Below are 16628 nucleotides of genomic sequence, written 5' to 3'. Positions count from 1 at the left end.
ATGTAAAAATTATTATAAAAATAAATAAGTTATTATGGCAATAACGCCTAAAACAAAAGCGAAAAGATAAAGTCCAACACTTCCGTTGTGAATTTTTTTTCCTTGTAGAGCGATTTCGTTTGTTACTTTTCCTAATCCAAAAATTAGCGCCGATAAAGTTGTTTCTACAGAATCTCTAAAGAAACTTGAAAGCACATTTACCGGTTTTACGAAAATTGCATCATAGGCTTCGTCAACATAATATTTGTTGTATAAAACTTTGGTTACACCAGTGATTTCAGCATCTTCACTTGGAATAGTATTGTCTTTTAGATATTTTTTATAAGCAATTCCGATTCCAATAATGGCACCAATCGTGGCAATTGCCATCAACATATATTCGGTATTTCCAAATTGATGTTCTTCGTGAACCACTTTCGAAAATAATGGAGCTAAATATTTATTCAACCAACTGTTTCCCGGTAAACTTATTATTCCACCAAAGAAAGACAAGATTGCCAAAATGATTAATGGCAAAGTAATCAAACTTGGGCTTTCGTGTAAATGATTTTTTTGTTCTTCGGTTCCTCTAAACGAGTTGAAAAAAGTTAAATAAATCAATCTAAACATATAGAAAGCAGTCATTATCGAAGCAATAGAACCAATTACCCATAAAGCTATGTTTGCATGAAAAGCAGTCATTAAGATTTCGTCTTTAGACCAAAATCCTGCCAACGGAAATATTCCTGAAATTGCCAATGCCGCAATCAGCATTGTTATAAAAGTGATAGGCATCGCTTTTTTCAAGCCACCCATTTTTCGCATATCTTGTTCTCCGTGCAAACCGTGAATCACCGAGCCAGAACCTAAGAACAAGCAAGCTTTGAAGAATGCGTGTGTGATTACGTGGAAAACGGCAACTTCATAGGCGCCCAATCCTAATGCTAAGAACATTAATCCCAATTGTGAAACCGTAGAATAAGCCAATACTTTTTTGATGTCATTTTGAACCAAGGCAATCGTTGCGGCAACTAAAGCAGTAACTGCTCCGACAATCGCAATAATATTTTGAACACTTGGAGCCATGTCAAACAAAAAGTTCAATCTCGTAATCATAAAAATTCCTGCAGTAACCATTGTTGCAGCATGAATCAATGCCGAAACCGGCGTTGGTCCAGCCATCGCATCAGGCAACCACGTATATAATGGAATTTGTGCTGATTTTCCTGCTGCTCCAATAAATAAAGCTAATGCGGCCAGTGCAATCCAAAAATCATTGATGTCCTTTGCGGTTGTAATTATGTTTTTAAGAGAAGTAAAATCTAAAGTGTTGAATAATGAACCCACAATAAATATTCCGATTAAAAAACCTAAATCTCCAATTCTGTTCATAATGAAAGCCTTTTTGGCGGCATCATTAAAGTCTTGGTTTTTATACCAAAACCCGATTAGCAAGTAGGAGCAAAGACCCACGCCTTCCCAACCGATAAACATCATTAACAAGTTACTTCCTATTACCAAGGTAATCATAAAGAAAATGAACAGGTTTAAGTAAGCGAAAAACGAATGCATTTTCTCGTCATCGTGCATATAGCTGATGGAATACAAATGAATCAAAGATCCAATTCCGGTTACAAACAACAACCAAATCAATGATAAATGATCTATAAGAAATCCAAAACTTACGTTGAATCTTTGAATCGAAATCCAATCAAATAAGTTGATCACAACAGGCTCTTGATTTGCGTTTCCAAATAAATATAATGTCATTGCAAAAGAAACAAAAACAGAAAGTGTCCCTACAATTCCCACGATGCTTTTGCCTGCTTTTTTACCCAGAAAAACATTAAATAAAAATCCTAAAAAAGGAGCTAATAGTAAAACTAAAACTAAACTTGTATCCATTGAAGATTATCCTTTTAAGTTTTTTAAATTCCCAACATCAATTGTACCTAAATTTCTGAATATTGAAACTAAAATTGCCAATCCAACGGCAACTTCGGCAGCAGCAACAGCCATAGAGAAAAATACAAAAATTTGTCCTTGTGCATCTTGATGATAAGTCGAAAACGCCACAAACAGAAGGTTAACGGCATTTAGCATTATTTCGATTGACATAAATACGATGATTGCATTTCGTCTGTACAACACTCCAAAAACACCAATACAAAAAAGTATTACGCTAAGGAAGATGTAATTTTCGATACCAATTTGATTCAAAATATTATTCATATTATTTCTCTAATTTTTCTTTTTTAGACAATAAAACCGCACCAATCATAGCTACTAAAAGCAATACCGAAGCAAATTCGAAAGGAACCATATATTCGTTTAAAAGCACTTTGCCCAATACTTTTATTGATTGATAATCTTGACCAGTCACTTCATATGAGCCATCGGCAATTGGTTTCGAATTGATAAAAATTGCTATTAAAACCAGACACATCAAACAGAACAAAATAATTGCCCCTAATCGTGTAACCCTAGGTTTATAAACTTCATTTTCTTTGTTCAAATTCATCAACATCACGGTGAATAAAAATAAAATCATTATAGCACCAGCATAGACAATTACGTGAACAATTGCTAAAAATTGGGCATTTAATAACAAATAATGACCTGCTATCGAGAAGAAACAAATAACCAAATAGATGGCACTGTGTATCGGATTTCTGCTATAAATCGTTAAAAATGCAGTAGCTAATGTAACAATTGATAAAATACAAAATAAAATCTGTATTGGCGTCGCATTGGCTAAATCAGGGATATGTATCATTAGTTAGCGTTTTTAAGTTGAGCATTTTTCATTGCGATATCCAATGGCATTACCAATTTGTCTTTTCCAAAAATGAAATCCTCCCTATTATAACTTGCGGGAACTAATTCCTTGGAAATGGTCAAATAAATGGCGTCTTTCGGACAAGCTTCTTCACATAATCCACAAAAGATGCAACGTAACATATTGATTTCATATATGGAAGCATATTTTTCTTCGCGGTATAAATGTTTTTCATCTGCAGTGCGTTCCGCAGCTTTCATTGTGATAGCTTCGGCAGGACAGGATAAAGCACACAATCCACAAGCGGTGCAATTTTCACGACCTAGTTCATCTCGTTTTAGCATATGTTGACCGCGATATACAGGGCTCATTTCACGCACTTGCTCAGGATATTGAATCGTGGCTTTTTTTCTAAAAAAGTGTTTAATAGTAATCCATAAGCCTTTAAATATGGCTATAAGATACATTCGTTCGAAAAAAGTCATCTCCTTATTAGAGACTATCTTTTTTCTTCCGGAAAGTGATATTTCTTGTATTGACATTTTTTAATTTTTTTTGAAGCTTAATCCTGCTATCCGTTTCAATCCAAGCAAAAAAGCTTGGGATTTCCTCTTCTATCAGGGCTAGGGCATTTGAGTTCTAATTAAAATCCTAAATAAGCCATTATTTCTACTCTCAAAAGAACAATCCCAGTGATTATGATATTAAAAATCGAAAGCGGGATCAAAATTCTCCAACCCAAATGCATCAATTGATCGTATCTAAATCTTGGAATAGTCCAGCGAACCCACATATAAAAGAATATAAAGCCACATAGTTTTATGAATAAGGCTAAAACCCCTATCACATTGGCAATGTTCACTCCCCAATTTTCAACAGCCCAACTCATTCCGGGATAATTATATCCTCCGAAGAATAAAACCGCCAAAATAGTAGATGAAATAAACATATTGGCGTATTCGGCAAATAAATAAAAACCCATTTTCATTGACGAATATTCAGTGTGATAACCTCCAATTAATTCGGTTTCACATTCCGGTAAGTCGAATGGAGTTCTGTTAGTTTCTGCAAATGCACAAATCAAGAATATGATAAACGATAATGGTTGGTAAAAAACATTCCAGTGCATTCCCGATTGTTGAATCGAGATTTCTTTTAAACTCAATGTTCCTGTCATCATTAACAAAGCCACTACAGATAATCCCATTGCAACTTCATAAGAAACCATTTGGGAAGCAGCTCGAACCGCTCCAATCAATGAAAATTTATTATTAGAAGCCCAGCCTCCAATCATAATTCCGTATACTCCAACTGAAACAACTCCAAAAACATATAGAACCGCTACATCAATATCAGTAGCTTGAAGTAAAATGTCTCTTCCAAATAGGTGAAATCTATCGCCCCACGGAATTACGGCACTGGTCATCAAAGCGGTTCCCATTGCAATTCCGGGTCCAACCAAGAATAAAAATTTATTGGGAGTATTTGGAGAAAACTCTTCTTTGGCAAACAATTTTAAACCATCGGCAAGAGGTTGAAATAATCCTCCCCAGCCTGCACGATTTGGACCAACTCTATCCTGAAGATAAGCGGCTACTTTTCTTTCAGCCCAAGTAGAATACATTGCCATTATCATTGTAAAGGCAAACACCACAAGGATTACAACACTTTTTTCTATAATAAACGTACTATCCATTTTTAGTAGAATTTAATGGTTCGCCATCTATTTTTTCGTTGTAATCAATCTCGGCCATACTAATTTTTTTACGGTCTACTTTTCTTCCTAAAAGAATTGTTTCCTCGGTTTCAATAACCACTTTTTCTAATTTACCAAAGTGTTTGTTTTGGTTGATAACTGAATCTTTTTCAAATGCTCTTGGTCCTTCGATAACCCAATCGTTTACATCTTTATGGTCAAAACGACAACTGTTGCAAATAAATTCATCTACTTCATGGAACTCGTCTTTTCTTCCGGTAACTCTTTGAATTTCGTCTCCAAACATCCAAACGGTTGTTTTTCCGCAACATCCTGGAGTTGTACATTCTCTGTGTGCGTCAAAAGGTTTGTTGAACCAAACTCTAGATTTGAATCTAAAAGTTTTGTCGGTCAAAGCACCAACTGGACAAACATCAATCATATTGCCTGAAAACTCGTTGTCAATAGCTTGTGAAACACAAGTAGAAATATTCGAATGATCTCCTCTGTCCATCACTCCGTGTACTCGATTATCTGTAATTTGATCGGCAACCATAACACAACGGTAACAAAGAATGCAACGATTCATGTGCAATTGAATATTCGGACCAATATCTTCCGGTTCGAAAGTTCTTTTTTCTTCTATATAACGACTTTCAGATTTTCCGTGTTCGAAACTTAAATTCTGCAAATCGCATTCTCCTGCTTGGTCACAAACTGGACAATCCAACGGGTGATTAATCAACAAGAATTCCGTTACTGATTTTCTTGCTTCTTGTACTCTTGCTGATGATTTGCTGTTCACTTCCATTCCGTCCATACAGCCGGTTACGCAAGAGGCCATTAATTTTGGCATGGGTCTTGGATCGGCTTCACTTCCTTTCGCCACTTCAACCAAACAACAGCGGCATTTTCCGCCGCTTCCTTTTAGTTTAGAATAATAGCACATGGCTGGCGGGACTACTTCTCCACCAATCATTCTGGCTGCTTGCAGGATGGTTGTTCCTGGTTCTACCTCAATCGCTTGACCGTCTATGGTTACTTTCATTTCTTATTAAATGTTTTGAAATTCTTCAATATTAAATTGATATTTCTTTTCTAATATATATTCTAAATGTATTTTTAATTTAAAAATATGATTTTCTGATCTATGAAAATTTTCAATCACAAAACTAATTACATCCTTAAATCTTTCGTCATTTTCTGGCTTCAATGATTTTGATTGTTTCATAAATTCAACAAAATTCACAAATCCAAAATCTTCAACTGAACTATTTTTAATCTTTAAATATTCATTAATCCAATGTTCAAATTGTCTTGGTCCAATTAATATTATAAATTGACAATTTTCATTATGTTTGAATATTTGTGTGTTTTCATTTTCGCAAATTTTTGTAAAATCTTTCGGAATTTTCTTGTCTTTATCTACATCGACAATACCAACACTAAAGCTTCCTTTGCTTCTAATTGCAACACCATCAATTACTGCATCATCTCCACTTTCTTTTCGGATTATATTTTTGTCATTTAATAATCTTCCGAAAAAATATTTATCCGCCCAACATTCTACACCAACTAACTTCATAGGTTTAAATTAATTGGTTTCCCATAAGCTTTGAAAATTAAAGAAGACATTCATTCCATATTCATACACATCTTCATTCTTGTCTTTTCCCAAAAGTTTTACTTGCGTTTCTCCATTAACATTATTTACTAAATAAATATTGGTGCTTTCCTTGCTTTCGTCGTCTCTCAAAAATTCTTTAATTATATAATCACTATGAGTAACTATAAAAAATTGATTATTGTTTTCATCATTCTTCACATCATTTGTAAATTCCAAAATATAGGGTTCAAAACAATGTGCTTCAGGCTCTTCAAACAATAAAATGGAGCTTTTGTTACTCATAATTGCTGCTTTGAAAAAAATCAATCTTTGCAGAGTTTCGGCTATCATATTGTAAGGCAATGTAAAAACTGTCCCGTCTTGATATTCTCTAAATATTTTTAACTGACTTGTCCCTTTTTCGATTAATAATTTTAGACCATTTTCTTTGAATAAATCATTTACTCGTTTTCTCAATTCGGGAAAAGAAGATACTACTTCTGGTAAATTCATACCAAATGGATAAATTAAACTTGAACTATGATTGTTTTCTGTTATTACTTTTTTTCTTTCTCCTAAATCCTTAAAAATATATTTCTTTATAGAATGTTCGTTTTTTAAAATTTCATCAAAATTTATAGTGTTTTTTTTACTTTGTTCAGATTGAATATACTTAACACTTTTTGAATCATTTGTTTTTATATTTTTATATTTTAAATAAATACAATCTGGAAAAAGAATTATTTCTAAATCATAATTATTGTCTACTAAAACATTAGAAGATTTAGAATAATTACCCTCAAAAAATAATTCATTAGGTTCGTTGAAACGGACAAATTTTTTAATGTCTGGATTTCTATAATCCAAACTTCCAACTAAACCAATCGCCTCCAAAATATTACTTTTTCCTGCATTTGGCATTCCAACAAAGACATTAATCTTCTTACATCCATCAATTTTTAAATGTTTGATGGATTTAAAATTAGAAATCTCTATGTTATTTATTTTTTTCAATTGAAAAATTTGTTTTTACATTTTTAATAGCCTAATTCAGGCGTTAATTTTGTTCCCTTTAGATTTGTTGTTTTTATGTTCAAATTGTAATTGTCAACTTCATTTGTATTTGCAAACGTCTTTTTATCCTTGTTATAATCCATTTTATAATGTATTTCAAAAGATATACGAACTTCTTCAATTTTTACTTTATTCCTTTTTTCTGCTGGAAGTTTATAAAAACGTATTCCTTCACCAATTTGTTCGTGTGTATCTGTTGTTGAAGAAGTAAAAGAACTTTCATAAGGATATATACTTTTAAAAAGTTTAATATAGTTATTGTAACACAAAATCATTTCATTATATCGATCTTTAGAATATTCCTGATTAATACTGATTTGGTATAGCTTATCATCTACGAGTGCTAAATAAATTGTGTTATCATTACCATTGAAGCATTTATCCTGTATATGATTCAATCTAATCTGAGATCTATAAATACTGTCGTTTTTTAATTTAGGGTTTTTGTCCCAGGAACAGCAATTGAAAAATTCACCTTCTTCTATTTTTACAGAGTTGTCTGCATTTATCAATTTAGTGAGTTCAAATTTATTAAGTCCTAAATCAAAGGGAAAAATAGTTGAATAAGAACATTGTGAAAATGATTGAAATGAAATTGTCAGTAAAACTATTAAATATATCCTTTTCATCGTAGTAAATTCTTATCTTTATACTGTTACTTTAGAAACTAAATGTTTTACACTTTCAAAAGGTTCGGCAACAAAATGGTCTCTATTTTTTATTTTTTCCGGGAAACGGATGTGATATTCAAATTCTTCTCTAAAGTGACGGATCGCCGATGCCACTGGCCAGGCCGCAGCATCACCTAATGGACAAATCGTGTTCCCTTCGATTTTGCTTTGAATACTTAAAAGCAAATCGATATCTTCTTCACGACCCAATCCGTTTTCAATTCGGTTTAACACTTTTTCCATCCAGCCTGTTCCTTCACGGCAAGGGGAACATTGTCCGCAACTTTCGTGGTGGTAAAAACGGGAGAAATTCCAAGTATTTCGAACGATGCAGGCGGTGTCATTGTAGACAATAAACCCTCCTGAACCCAACATCGAACCAGTTGCAAAACCACCGTCGCTCAAACTTTCGTAAGTCATTAAACGGTCGTCTCCATTGGCTGTTTTGTATATTAAATGAGCCGGTAAAACGGGAACTGATGATCCTCCGGGAATAAAGGCTTTCAAAGGTCGGTCTGAACTCATTCCGCCAAGATATTCATCTGAATTCATAAATTCATAAACGCTTAATCCCATTTCAATTTCATAAACGCCAGGATTTTTGATATGTCCCGAAGCCGAAATTAATTTGGTTCCTGTAGATCTTCCTAATCCAATTTTAGCATAATCGGCACCTGAATTGTTCACAATCCAAGGCACAGCAGCAATTGTTTCGACATTATTCACCACCGTTGGATTTGCCCAAAGCCCCGAAACTGCTGGAAATGGTGGCTTGATACGAGGATTTCCCCTTTTGCCTTCCAAAGATTCTATTAATGCAGTTTCTTCACCACAGATGTAAGCTCCGGCACCAATTTGAACATAAAGTTCTAAATCGTATCCGGTTCCTAATATATTTTTTCCTAACCAACCAGCAGCTTTTGCTTCGGAAATGGCACGTTCTAAAATTTTGTAAACCCACATATATTCTCCACGGATATAAATATAAGAAAGGTTGGCACCCAAAGCAAAACTGGAAGTTATCATTCCTTCAATCAATAAATGAGGAATGTATTCCATCAAATACCTGTCTTTGAAAGTTCCTGGTTCTGATTCATCGGCATTACAAACTAAATGTCTTGGTTTTCCTGATTTTTTGTCAATAAAACTCCATTTCATTCCCGCCGGAAATCCCGCTCCACCACGACCTCTTAATCCTGAAGTTTTTACTTCTTCGACAATTTCGTCAGGCGTTAGTGTTTTTAAGGCTTTTTCCACAGAAGAATACCCACCGTTTTGGCGATACACTTCATAGGTTTTAATCCCTGGAATATTTACTTTGTCTAATAATATTTTTTGTGACATATTATTTATCGTGTAACGTAATTTTATTATCTCTACAATCAGCAATGATCTGATCTACTTTTTCTTTGGTAAGGTGTTCTTTGTAAAAATCGCCCAATTGCATCATTGGAGCATAACCACAAGCGCCTAAACATTCTACACCTCTTACTTCAAAAAGGCCATCTGCAGTAGTTTCGCCAACTTTAACGCCTAATTTTTCACAGGTATAATCCATTAAATCTTCAACGCCATTCAAACAACAAGGGGAAGTTCTGCAAAATTCGAACATATATTTGCCAATAGGCTTTTGGTTGAACATCGAATAAAAAGAAACCACCTCATAAACCTCGATTGGTTTAATTTGAAGTATTTCGGCGACTTTATTCATTAATTCAAAACTCAACCAGTTTTCGTGAGCATCCTGAACTTCGTGCAAAATTGGCAACAATGCTGATTTTTGTTTTCCTTCAGGATAATGGCTGATTAATTCATTGATGCGAGTCATCAATGTTTCAGTTATGTTTATTTCTTGTTTGTACTGTGTTCTTTCCATTTTTATTTTAAATCTGAAATCAAAAATCGTTAATCTACAATCTGAAATCTTTAAGCGTCTAATTCTCCGGCAATAACATTTAAACTTGACAAAATTACTATCGCATCCGAAAGCATTGCGCCTTTTATCATTTCTGGATACGCTTGGTAATAAATAAAACAAGGTCTGCGAAAGTGTAATCTGTAGGGAGTTCTGCTTCCGTCGGTTACCAAGTAAAATCCTAATTCTCCGTTTCCGCCTTCAACAGCGTGATATATTTCAGCAACGGGAACAGGAATTTCTCCCATTACAATTTTGAAATGGTAAATCAAAGATTCCATATCCTGATACACATCTTCTTTTGGAGGCAAATAATATTCAGGAACATCAGCGTGAAAGACATTTCCTTCCGGCATTTTTTCCAATGCTTGACGAATGATGCTCAAACTTTCCCAAACTTCTGCATTACGAACGCAAAAACGGTCATAAGTGTCGCCTGATTTTCCAACAGGAACTATAAAATCAAAATCTTCGTAAGAGGAGTAAGGATGCGCCACGCGAACGTCATAATCAATTCCGGCAGCACGTAAATTTGGACCTGTAAATCCATAAGCCATAGCTTTTTCAGCAGTAATTGGGCCCACGTTTACCGTTCTGTCAATAAAAATTCTGTTTCTTTCGAAAAGGTTTTCAAATTCTTTCCAAGCAATTGGAAAATCTTTCAAAAACACATCTAATTTGCGGAAAGCTTCCGGCGACCAATCTCTTTCGAAACCACCTATTCTTCCCATATTCGTTGTTAAACGGGCTCCACAAATTTCTTCGTAGATTTCATACACTTTCTCCCTAAATTGAAAAACGTACAAGAAACCGGTATAGGCTCCAGTGTCAACACCAAGAATTGAATTACATATTAAGTGGTCAGTAATTCTGGCCAATTCCATTATAATAACTCTTAAATATTGAACTCTTTTAGGAACTTCAATATCCAACAATTTTTCTAAAGTCATCCACCAACCCATATTGTTTATAGGCGATGAACAATAATTCATTCGGTCTGTAAGTGGCGTGATTTGGTAAAAAGGACGGTTTTCGGCAATTTTCTCAAAAGCTCTGTGGATATAACCAATTGTTGGTTCGGCTTCGAGAATTCGTTCCCCATCCATCAACAAGACATTTTGAAAAATACCGTGGGTTGCTGGATGTGTTGGTCCTAAATTTAGAATTGAAAGTTCGCTTCCGTCTTCGTTTAGGCTTTCTTTTATTATTTTAGCATATCGATGCTCTGGTGGTAATAATAGTTCTGACATTTATAATGTTGAATTTTATTATTTATTTATTTGAGCTGTTCTTCCAAAGAAACGGTCATCTTTATCCGTTCTTCCTCCATCTTCCATCGGGAATTCTTTTCGCATTGGGAAAGACACCATTTCGTCCATATTCAATATACGTTTCAACTGGGGATGACCAATGAAATTGATTCCGTAAAAATCATATGTTTCTCTTTCCATCCAATTGGAACAAAGAAAAACATTGGAAATTGATTTTATTTCTGGTGTTGAACCATTGAGGAATGCCTTAATTTTTATGCGTTTGTTTTCATACCAATTGTGCATATGGTATACAATGGCAAATTGTCTTTCGACTACGTTGTCCGGGTAATGAATACCGCATAAATCGGTTAGGAAATGAAAACTTAAATCTGGGTCATTTTTCAAAAAAAGAATAACAGCGGTAATTTTGTCGGCTGCCACTTCAAACGAAAATATATCTTTTTCCTGATTGAAATGGAAAGTGCTTTCGCCAAATGTTTCCACTAATTTATCTTGAATTTGTGTCGTTTCTAAACTCATTTCCTTATTTGATATTATAAGATGCCAATAATTCTTGATATTCTGGAGAACTTCTTCTTCTTACTGATTCGCTCTTTACTAATTCCTGCAATCTCATTACGCCGTCTACAATTTGTTCTGGTCTTGGCGGACAGCCTGGGACATATACGTCAACTGGTATTACTTTGTCAATTCCTTGTAAAACAGAATAGGTATCGAATACGCCACCTGATGAAGCACAAGCTCCAACGGCAATTACCCAACGGGGCTCTGCCATTTGTTCGTATACTTGACGTAAAATTGGCCCCATTTTTTTTGAAATGGTTCCCATAACCAGCAACATATCAGCTTGACGAGGTGAAAAACTCACACGCTCAGAGCCAAAACGGGCTAAATCGTAATGCGAAGCCATGGTTGCCATAAATTCAATTCCGCAACAAGAAGTTGCAAAAGGTAATGGCCAAAGTGAATTAGCGCGAGCCAATCCAACAACATCATTCAGTGTTGTAGCGAAGAAACCTTCACCAGATACACCTTCAGGAGGGGCAACCATTTTTATATTTGAATCACTCATTTTTTATTATTTTGAATTATAAATTTTGAATTATAAATTAATGCTTGAAACCATTTAAAATTCAACATTTAAAATATTTTTTTATTCCCATTCTAATGCTTTCTTTTTGATGATATAGAAAAATCCTATCAACAACAAAAGCATAAAAATTACCATTTTAACCATTCCTTCCATTCCCAATTCCTTAAAATTGATTGCCCAAGGGTAAAGGAAAATTACCTCGACATCAAACAATACAAAAAGTATGGCGACCAAAAAATATTTTACCGAAAAAGGAATACGTGCATTTCCTAAAGATTCAACACCGCATTCGAAGTTTGCATCTTTAACAGATGATGATCTTTTGGGGCCTAATTTCCCGGAAATTATGATTATGGCTGCAACAAATACAATAGCTAAGAGCATTTGCATTAGTATTGGAAAAAAATCTAATTGACTTGATTGCATAATGATTATTGTTTTATTCTAAAATACGGAACAAAGATAGGTTTCAGGGATTTAAAACACAAGCATAAAACAAAATTTAGTTAGACGGAAAACACAATTAACTTATAATTGTGTTTTGTTTAATTCACTTTTCTGAAATTCAGTTGTCATTAAACCAAAAAAAGCGTCCCGATTTATCGGGACGCTTTAAACATTCGTAGGCAAAAAATTATTTTTTTGCTTAGATAACTGCTACTTTCGCAGCAACTTTTCCTTTTCTTCCTTCTTCTTCTTCATAACTAACTCTGTCACCTTCACGAAGTTCTTCCGCGTTGATTCCTGAAGCATGAACAAAAATGTCTTTTCCTGTTTCTTCGTCTGTAATGAATCCGTAACCTTTAGATTCATTGAAAAATTTAACTGTACCTGTACGCATTGTAATAGTAATAATAATTTATAATGCAGCAAATGTAATACTTAATATAATACGAAAGCAAGTATTGTTTAATTTTTTAAAAAATAATTGAAATTCAACGTTTTACGGCATATTTTATCGACGAATTACACCAAGTCTAATTTTATATGCAATTCATTTAATTGCAATTCATCAATGATAGACGGTGCATCAATCATTACATCTCTTCCGGAATTATTTTTTGGAAAAGCTATAAAATCACGAATGGTTTCTTGTCCACCCAAAATTGACACCAATCTGTCTAATCCAAATGCTAAGCCTCCGTGTGGTGGTGCGCCATATTGGAAAGCATTCATTAGGAAACCAAATTGATCTTCAGCTTGTTCCGGTGTAAAGCCCAGATATTTAAACATCAATTGTTGAGTTGTTTTATCGTGAATACGAATAGAACCTCCGCCAATTTCATTTCCATTCAAAACCATATCATAAGCATTAGCACGAACCGCTTTTGGATTAGTTTCCAATAAGTGCATATCTTCTGGTTTTGGCGAAGTAAACGGATGGTGCATTGCGTGATAACGACCAGTTTCTTCTTCAAATTCCAATAATGGAAAATCAACAACCCAAAGCGGTGCAAATTCTGCAGGGTTTCTCAATCCCAAACGATTGGCTAATTCCATTCTTAAGGCAGAAAGTTGCGTTCTTGTTTTATCGGCTGGTCCGGAAAGCACAAAAATCATATCGCCCGGTTTTGCTCCTGTTGTTTTTGCCCAATTTGCTATGTCTTCCTGGTCGTAGAATTTATCTACAGATGATTTGAAGGTTCCGTCTTCGTTGCATTTTGCATAAACCATTCCGCTTGCGCCAATTTGAGGGCGTTTGATCCATTCGATTAAAGCATCAATTTCCTTACGTGAATATTCTCCAGCTCCGGGAACAGCAATTCCCACAACCAATTCGGCAGTGTTAAAAACCGAAAACTCTTTGTTTTGTGTAAATTCGTTTAATTCACCAAATTCCATTCCGAAACGGATGTCCGGTTTGTCATTACCATACGTTTTCATTGCGTAATCGTAGGTAATTCTTGGGAATTTTTCTACTTCGATTCCTTTTATTTCTTTCAATAAATGACGTGTCAATCCTTCGAAAATATTCAAAATATCTTCTTGTTCGACAAATGCCATTTCGCAATCGATTTGTGTAAATTCCGGTTGACGATCTGCGCGTAAATCCTCGTCACGGAAACATTTCACGATTTGGAAATATTTGTCCATTCCGCCCACCATCAACAATTGTTTGAAAGTTTGCGGCGATTGCGGCAATGCGTAAAATTGACCTTCGTTCATTCTCGAAGGAACCACAAAATCCCTTGCTCCTTCAGGAGTTGACTTGATTAAATAAGGAGTTTCAATTTCGCAAAAATCCAAGTCCGAAAGGTATTTTCGAACTTCCATTGCCACTTTATGACGAAAAAGCAGGTTATTTTTTACTGGATTTCTACGAATGTCCAGGTAACGGTATTTCATTCGAATGTCTTCACCACCATCGGTTTCATCTTCAATCGTGAAAGGTGGAGTCAATGCAGCATTCAATATTTTTAATTCTGTAACCAGGATTTCGATATCGCCGGTTGCCATCGTTGCATTTTTGGCTTCACGTTCGATAACGGTTCCTTTGGCTTGAATCACGAATTCACGACCCAAGGTTTTGGCTAGTTCAAAAACTTCTTTTTGAGAACGACTTTCGTCGAAAATTAATTGGGTAACTCCATAACGGTCACGCAAATCGACCCAATTCATAAATCCTTTATCTCTAGATTTTTGAACCCAACCTGCAAGCGTAACTTCGGTGTTGATATGTGATACGTTGAGTTCGCCACAATTATGACTTCTATACATTTTGTTTATTTTTATTTTTAATATGCTTTTTTACTAATGCAAAATACCTGAAGCCCACTGGGCTTCCTCCTTTTAATTTCAAATGCCACAATTATGACTTCTGTACATTATCTTAATTTTAGATTGCAAATTTAGGACTAATTATGAATATATGGATTATGAAATCCGAAAGATTAAAAAAATGAGCGGAAAGGATTTTTGTTTGAGAATTTTCGAATGTTCACCGTATAAAAATGAGCTAAAATTGTCTGCAAAATATTTTTTTTATAAAAAATATTTTTTTAGCTTTACACTATACAAAGACGTTAATGTTGACAGAAATTTGAGAAATGATTTAGAAAATAAACAACTCTTTCTGTGTATTAAATCAATACTATAGCGTCTATAAAAAAATCGGCTGTCGCAAATTTTTGCGTCAGCCGATTTTGATTTTAGAAAAGCTATTTTTGGTTATAGTCAAAAATTCCATCCCATATTTCATCTATTCGAATGAGTGCTTTGTCTAAAGGAATGACTTCCCATTTTCCATTGGTTTCGATGCCAAGACCAATGCTTTGTAATTTCAATAAGGCATCTTTCACGTCAAAATCAAGGTTTGTTTTTAGCTTTTTTTGGAACCAAGCTTCAATTTGATTGTCGAGTTCTTCGGCTGTTAATGGGTTTTTGCTTCGATTTAAAAAAGAGTAAGCCAAAAGCGTTTCTTTAAGCACCTCTTCTTCCGATGAGTTTAATAAAGAATAAAATGCGCCGCTATTATTCCCTAAATTTTTAAAATAAAGGCTATCCGAAAGCATTTTCGAATATTTTATCTTCTTGTTTACAAAGTTATTGTATTGGCGAAATAAGTAAGCCGCCAATATTCCTAACGCAATTAAACCTTGGGTCAATGATGTTTTACTATCTAATAAATCAATTGTCTCACCCGATTTGTATGCAGCATCCATTTTTAGTAGTGCCGGAATAACTTTGGTACTCAATAACGAAAAGACTCCTACAATAGCAGGAATCCAAAATAATAGTTTATCCGTTGTGAACATCCTAGGAGTCGCATTTGGGAATACGGTTTCGAGATCGTTTTTCGGTACTCGTTTAAATACTTTTAAGACAATACAATTAGGATCAATAAGAAGCTTTTCTAAATCAATTTTTTTGTTTTTAAAATAATTGGAATCCTTATAATTAAGGTAAACCATTACACGGTCATAGTATTGGACCTCTATTTCTTTCTTCCAAAAAAAATAATTACTTACTTTTTCTTTTGTCGTATGATTGCCTTGAACATACAATTCATACTCTTTAAAAAACTTAAAATCTATGTCAAGATTTAAACCTATTAAATCAGAATTTTTTAAGGCTTTGTCTAAAGTTTCTTTATCAACACGACTATAATTGGCGTGATTAAGAACGTTACGAAGCGTTTCTTTAAAACTCAGAAAATCACTTTTGCCATTAAATTCTTCTCGTTCGTTTGGACTTAAATCAGGATTAAATGCAGCGTAATTTTGTTTTAAATTACGGATAAGATTAAAGGCTTCGTAGTGAAAATAATGTTCTATTATATCGAATAACTTTTTGAAATCTTCGACCTTTTTTAGGTCATCAGCAAAGGCTGTTAGTTGTTGTTCGAGTATGAATTCCTTGTCAAATGGAATATAATGTTCTCGTTTCATTTTAAATTTGGTACATTAATCTATAATAGAATGTTTTTTATACGTCTGGCAAAGATAAGACACAAACCCATTAAAATTAAATATTGTCGGTTTCTTTAAGTGATAAGGATTGTGTTTTGTGGTTTTTTTAGCAGGAAAACACAATATATGGTT

General features: G+C 34.3%; 18 protein-coding genes. All 18 read right to left on the bottom strand.

The annotated features are described in order from the left end of the window. Window positions 1–12: 12 nt before the first annotated feature. Entirely contained in the window at window positions 13–1884 is a 1872-nt protein-coding gene (gene nuoL, locus IR213_RS00565) for an NADH-quinone oxidoreductase subunit L (RefSeq protein WP_194310364.1), read from the bottom strand. A 6-nt stretch (window positions 1885–1890) separates the two neighbouring features. Beyond that, complete coding sequence (gene nuoK / locus IR213_RS00560) at window positions 1891–2211, bottom strand: NADH-quinone oxidoreductase subunit NuoK (RefSeq protein WP_194310363.1); 321 nt, start codon at window positions 2209–2211, stop codon at window positions 1891–1893. A gap of 1 nt (window position 2212) precedes the next feature. Then, window positions 2213–2755: an NADH-quinone oxidoreductase subunit J family protein gene (locus IR213_RS00555; RefSeq protein WP_194310362.1), complete on the bottom strand. Its 543-nt coding sequence runs from the start codon at window positions 2753–2755 to the stop codon at window positions 2213–2215. After that, window positions 2755–3300, bottom strand: a complete 546-nt coding sequence (locus IR213_RS00550) for a NuoI/complex I 23 kDa subunit family protein (RefSeq protein ID WP_194310361.1) — start codon at window positions 3298–3300, stop codon at window positions 2755–2757. Before IR213_RS00550 ends, IR213_RS00555 begins: the two co-directional genes overlap by 1 nt. Window positions 3301–3401: 101 nt before the next feature. Beyond that, complete coding sequence (gene nuoH, locus IR213_RS00545) at window positions 3402–4454, bottom strand: NADH-quinone oxidoreductase subunit NuoH (RefSeq protein ID WP_194310360.1); 1053 nt, start codon at window positions 4452–4454, stop codon at window positions 3402–3404. After that, a complete protein-coding gene (locus tag IR213_RS00540) occupies window positions 4447–5502 on the bottom strand; it encodes a 2Fe-2S iron-sulfur cluster-binding protein (protein WP_194310359.1) in 1056 nt (351 codons plus the stop codon). Before IR213_RS00540 ends, nuoH begins: the two co-directional genes overlap by 8 nt. 6 nt (window positions 5503–5508) lie before the next feature. Next, window positions 5509–6039 (bottom strand): hypothetical protein, encoded by a 531-nt coding sequence (locus IR213_RS00535; protein WP_194310358.1) that lies wholly within the window; start codon window positions 6037–6039, stop codon window positions 5509–5511. A gap of 9 nt (window positions 6040–6048) precedes the next feature. Next, on the bottom strand, window positions 6049–7074 hold the full coding sequence (locus IR213_RS00530) for an AAA family ATPase (protein WP_194310357.1): 1026 nt from the start codon (window positions 7072–7074) through the stop codon (window positions 6049–6051). 23 nt (window positions 7075–7097) lie between these two features. After that, a complete protein-coding gene (locus tag IR213_RS00525) occupies window positions 7098–7763 on the bottom strand; it encodes a hypothetical protein (RefSeq protein ID WP_194310356.1) in 666 nt (221 codons plus the stop codon). An 18-nt stretch (window positions 7764–7781) separates the two neighbouring features. Continuing rightward, on the bottom strand, window positions 7782–9149 hold the full coding sequence (nuoF, locus tag IR213_RS00520; RefSeq protein WP_194310355.1) for an NADH-quinone oxidoreductase subunit NuoF: 1368 nt from the start codon (window positions 9147–9149) through the stop codon (window positions 7782–7784). 1 nt (window position 9150) lies between these two features. Then, window positions 9151–9681: a complex I 24 kDa subunit family protein gene (locus IR213_RS00515; protein ID WP_194310354.1), complete on the bottom strand. Its 531-nt coding sequence runs from the start codon at window positions 9679–9681 to the stop codon at window positions 9151–9153. 50 nt (window positions 9682–9731) lie between these two features. Then, entirely contained in the window at window positions 9732–10970 is a 1239-nt protein-coding gene (locus tag IR213_RS00510; protein WP_194310353.1) for an NADH-quinone oxidoreductase subunit D, read from the bottom strand. A gap of 18 nt (window positions 10971–10988) precedes the next feature. After that, on the bottom strand, window positions 10989–11513 hold the full coding sequence (locus IR213_RS00505) for an NADH-quinone oxidoreductase subunit C (protein WP_194310352.1): 525 nt from the start codon (window positions 11511–11513) through the stop codon (window positions 10989–10991). A gap of 4 nt (window positions 11514–11517) precedes the next feature. Beyond that, on the bottom strand, window positions 11518–12066 hold the full coding sequence (locus IR213_RS00500; RefSeq protein ID WP_103805222.1) for an NADH-quinone oxidoreductase subunit B: 549 nt from the start codon (window positions 12064–12066) through the stop codon (window positions 11518–11520). Between the two features lie 81 nt (window positions 12067–12147). Further along, complete coding sequence (locus IR213_RS00495) at window positions 12148–12513, bottom strand: NADH-quinone oxidoreductase subunit A (protein WP_194310351.1); 366 nt, start codon at window positions 12511–12513, stop codon at window positions 12148–12150. A 220-nt stretch (window positions 12514–12733) separates the two neighbouring features. After that, window positions 12734–12928 carry a cold-shock protein gene (locus IR213_RS00490; RefSeq protein WP_007137066.1) on the bottom strand — a complete coding sequence of 65 codons (195 nt, stop codon included), beginning with the start codon at window positions 12926–12928 and terminating at the stop codon, window positions 12734–12736. A 125-nt stretch (window positions 12929–13053) separates the two neighbouring features. After that, on the bottom strand, window positions 13054–14805 hold the full coding sequence (aspS, locus tag IR213_RS00485; RefSeq protein WP_194310350.1) for an aspartate--tRNA ligase: 1752 nt from the start codon (window positions 14803–14805) through the stop codon (window positions 13054–13056). 440 nt (window positions 14806–15245) lie between these two features. After that, window positions 15246–16475, bottom strand: a complete 1230-nt coding sequence (locus IR213_RS00480) for a TMEM143 family protein (protein ID WP_194310349.1) — start codon at window positions 16473–16475, stop codon at window positions 15246–15248. Window positions 16476–16628 lie beyond the last annotated feature (153 nt).

This window comes from Flavobacterium soyangense (assembly GCF_015277675.1).
Classification (GTDB): Bacteria; Bacteroidota; Bacteroidia; order Flavobacteriales; family Flavobacteriaceae; genus Flavobacterium; species Flavobacterium soyangense.
Note: the sequence above shows the minus strand (reverse complement) of the source record. Positions and strands in the feature narration are given on the sequence as shown.

Coding starts and splice junctions, on each gene's coding strand:
- IR213_RS00500 (WP_103805222.1), bottom strand. CDS start 12,066: ATGAGTGATTCAAATATAAAAATGGTTGCCCCTCCTGAAGGTGTATCT.
- nuoH (WP_194310360.1), bottom strand. CDS start 4,454: ATGGATAGTACGTTTATTATAGAAAAAAGTGTTGTAATCCTTGTGGTG.
- IR213_RS00515 (WP_194310354.1), bottom strand. CDS start 9,681: ATGGAAAGAACACAGTACAAACAAGAAATAAACATAACTGAAACATTG.
- IR213_RS00495 (WP_194310351.1), bottom strand. CDS start 12,513: ATGCAATCAAGTCAATTAGATTTTTTTCCAATACTAATGCAAATGCTC.
- aspS (WP_194310350.1), bottom strand. CDS start 14,805: ATGTATAGAAGTCATAATTGTGGCGAACTCAACGTATCACATATCAAC.
- IR213_RS00480 (WP_194310349.1), bottom strand. CDS start 16,475: ATGAAACGAGAACATTATATTCCATTTGACAAGGAATTCATACTCGAA.
- IR213_RS00505 (WP_194310352.1), bottom strand. CDS start 11,513: ATGAGTTTAGAAACGACACAAATTCAAGATAAATTAGTGGAAACATTT.
- IR213_RS00535 (WP_194310358.1), bottom strand. CDS start 6,039: ATGAAGTTAGTTGGTGTAGAATGTTGGGCGGATAAATATTTTTTCGGA.
- IR213_RS00555 (WP_194310362.1), bottom strand. CDS start 2,755: ATGATACATATCCCTGATTTAGCCAATGCGACGCCAATACAGATTTTA.
- IR213_RS00490 (WP_007137066.1), bottom strand. CDS start 12,928: ATGCGTACAGGTACAGTTAAATTTTTCAATGAATCTAAAGGTTACGGA.
- nuoF (WP_194310355.1), bottom strand. CDS start 9,149: ATGTCACAAAAAATATTATTAGACAAAGTAAATATTCCAGGGATTAAA.
- IR213_RS00540 (WP_194310359.1), bottom strand. CDS start 5,502: ATGAAAGTAACCATAGACGGTCAAGCGATTGAGGTAGAACCAGGAACA.
- IR213_RS00550 (WP_194310361.1), bottom strand. CDS start 3,300: ATGTCAATACAAGAAATATCACTTTCCGGAAGAAAAAAGATAGTCTCT.
- nuoK (WP_194310363.1), bottom strand. CDS start 2,211: ATGAATAATATTTTGAATCAAATTGGTATCGAAAATTACATCTTCCTT.
- nuoL (WP_194310364.1), bottom strand. CDS start 1,884: ATGGATACAAGTTTAGTTTTAGTTTTACTATTAGCTCCTTTTTTAGGA.
- IR213_RS00510 (WP_194310353.1), bottom strand. CDS start 10,970: ATGTCAGAACTATTATTACCACCAGAGCATCGATATGCTAAAATAATA.
- IR213_RS00525 (WP_194310356.1), bottom strand. CDS start 7,763: ATGAAAAGGATATATTTAATAGTTTTACTGACAATTTCATTTCAATCA.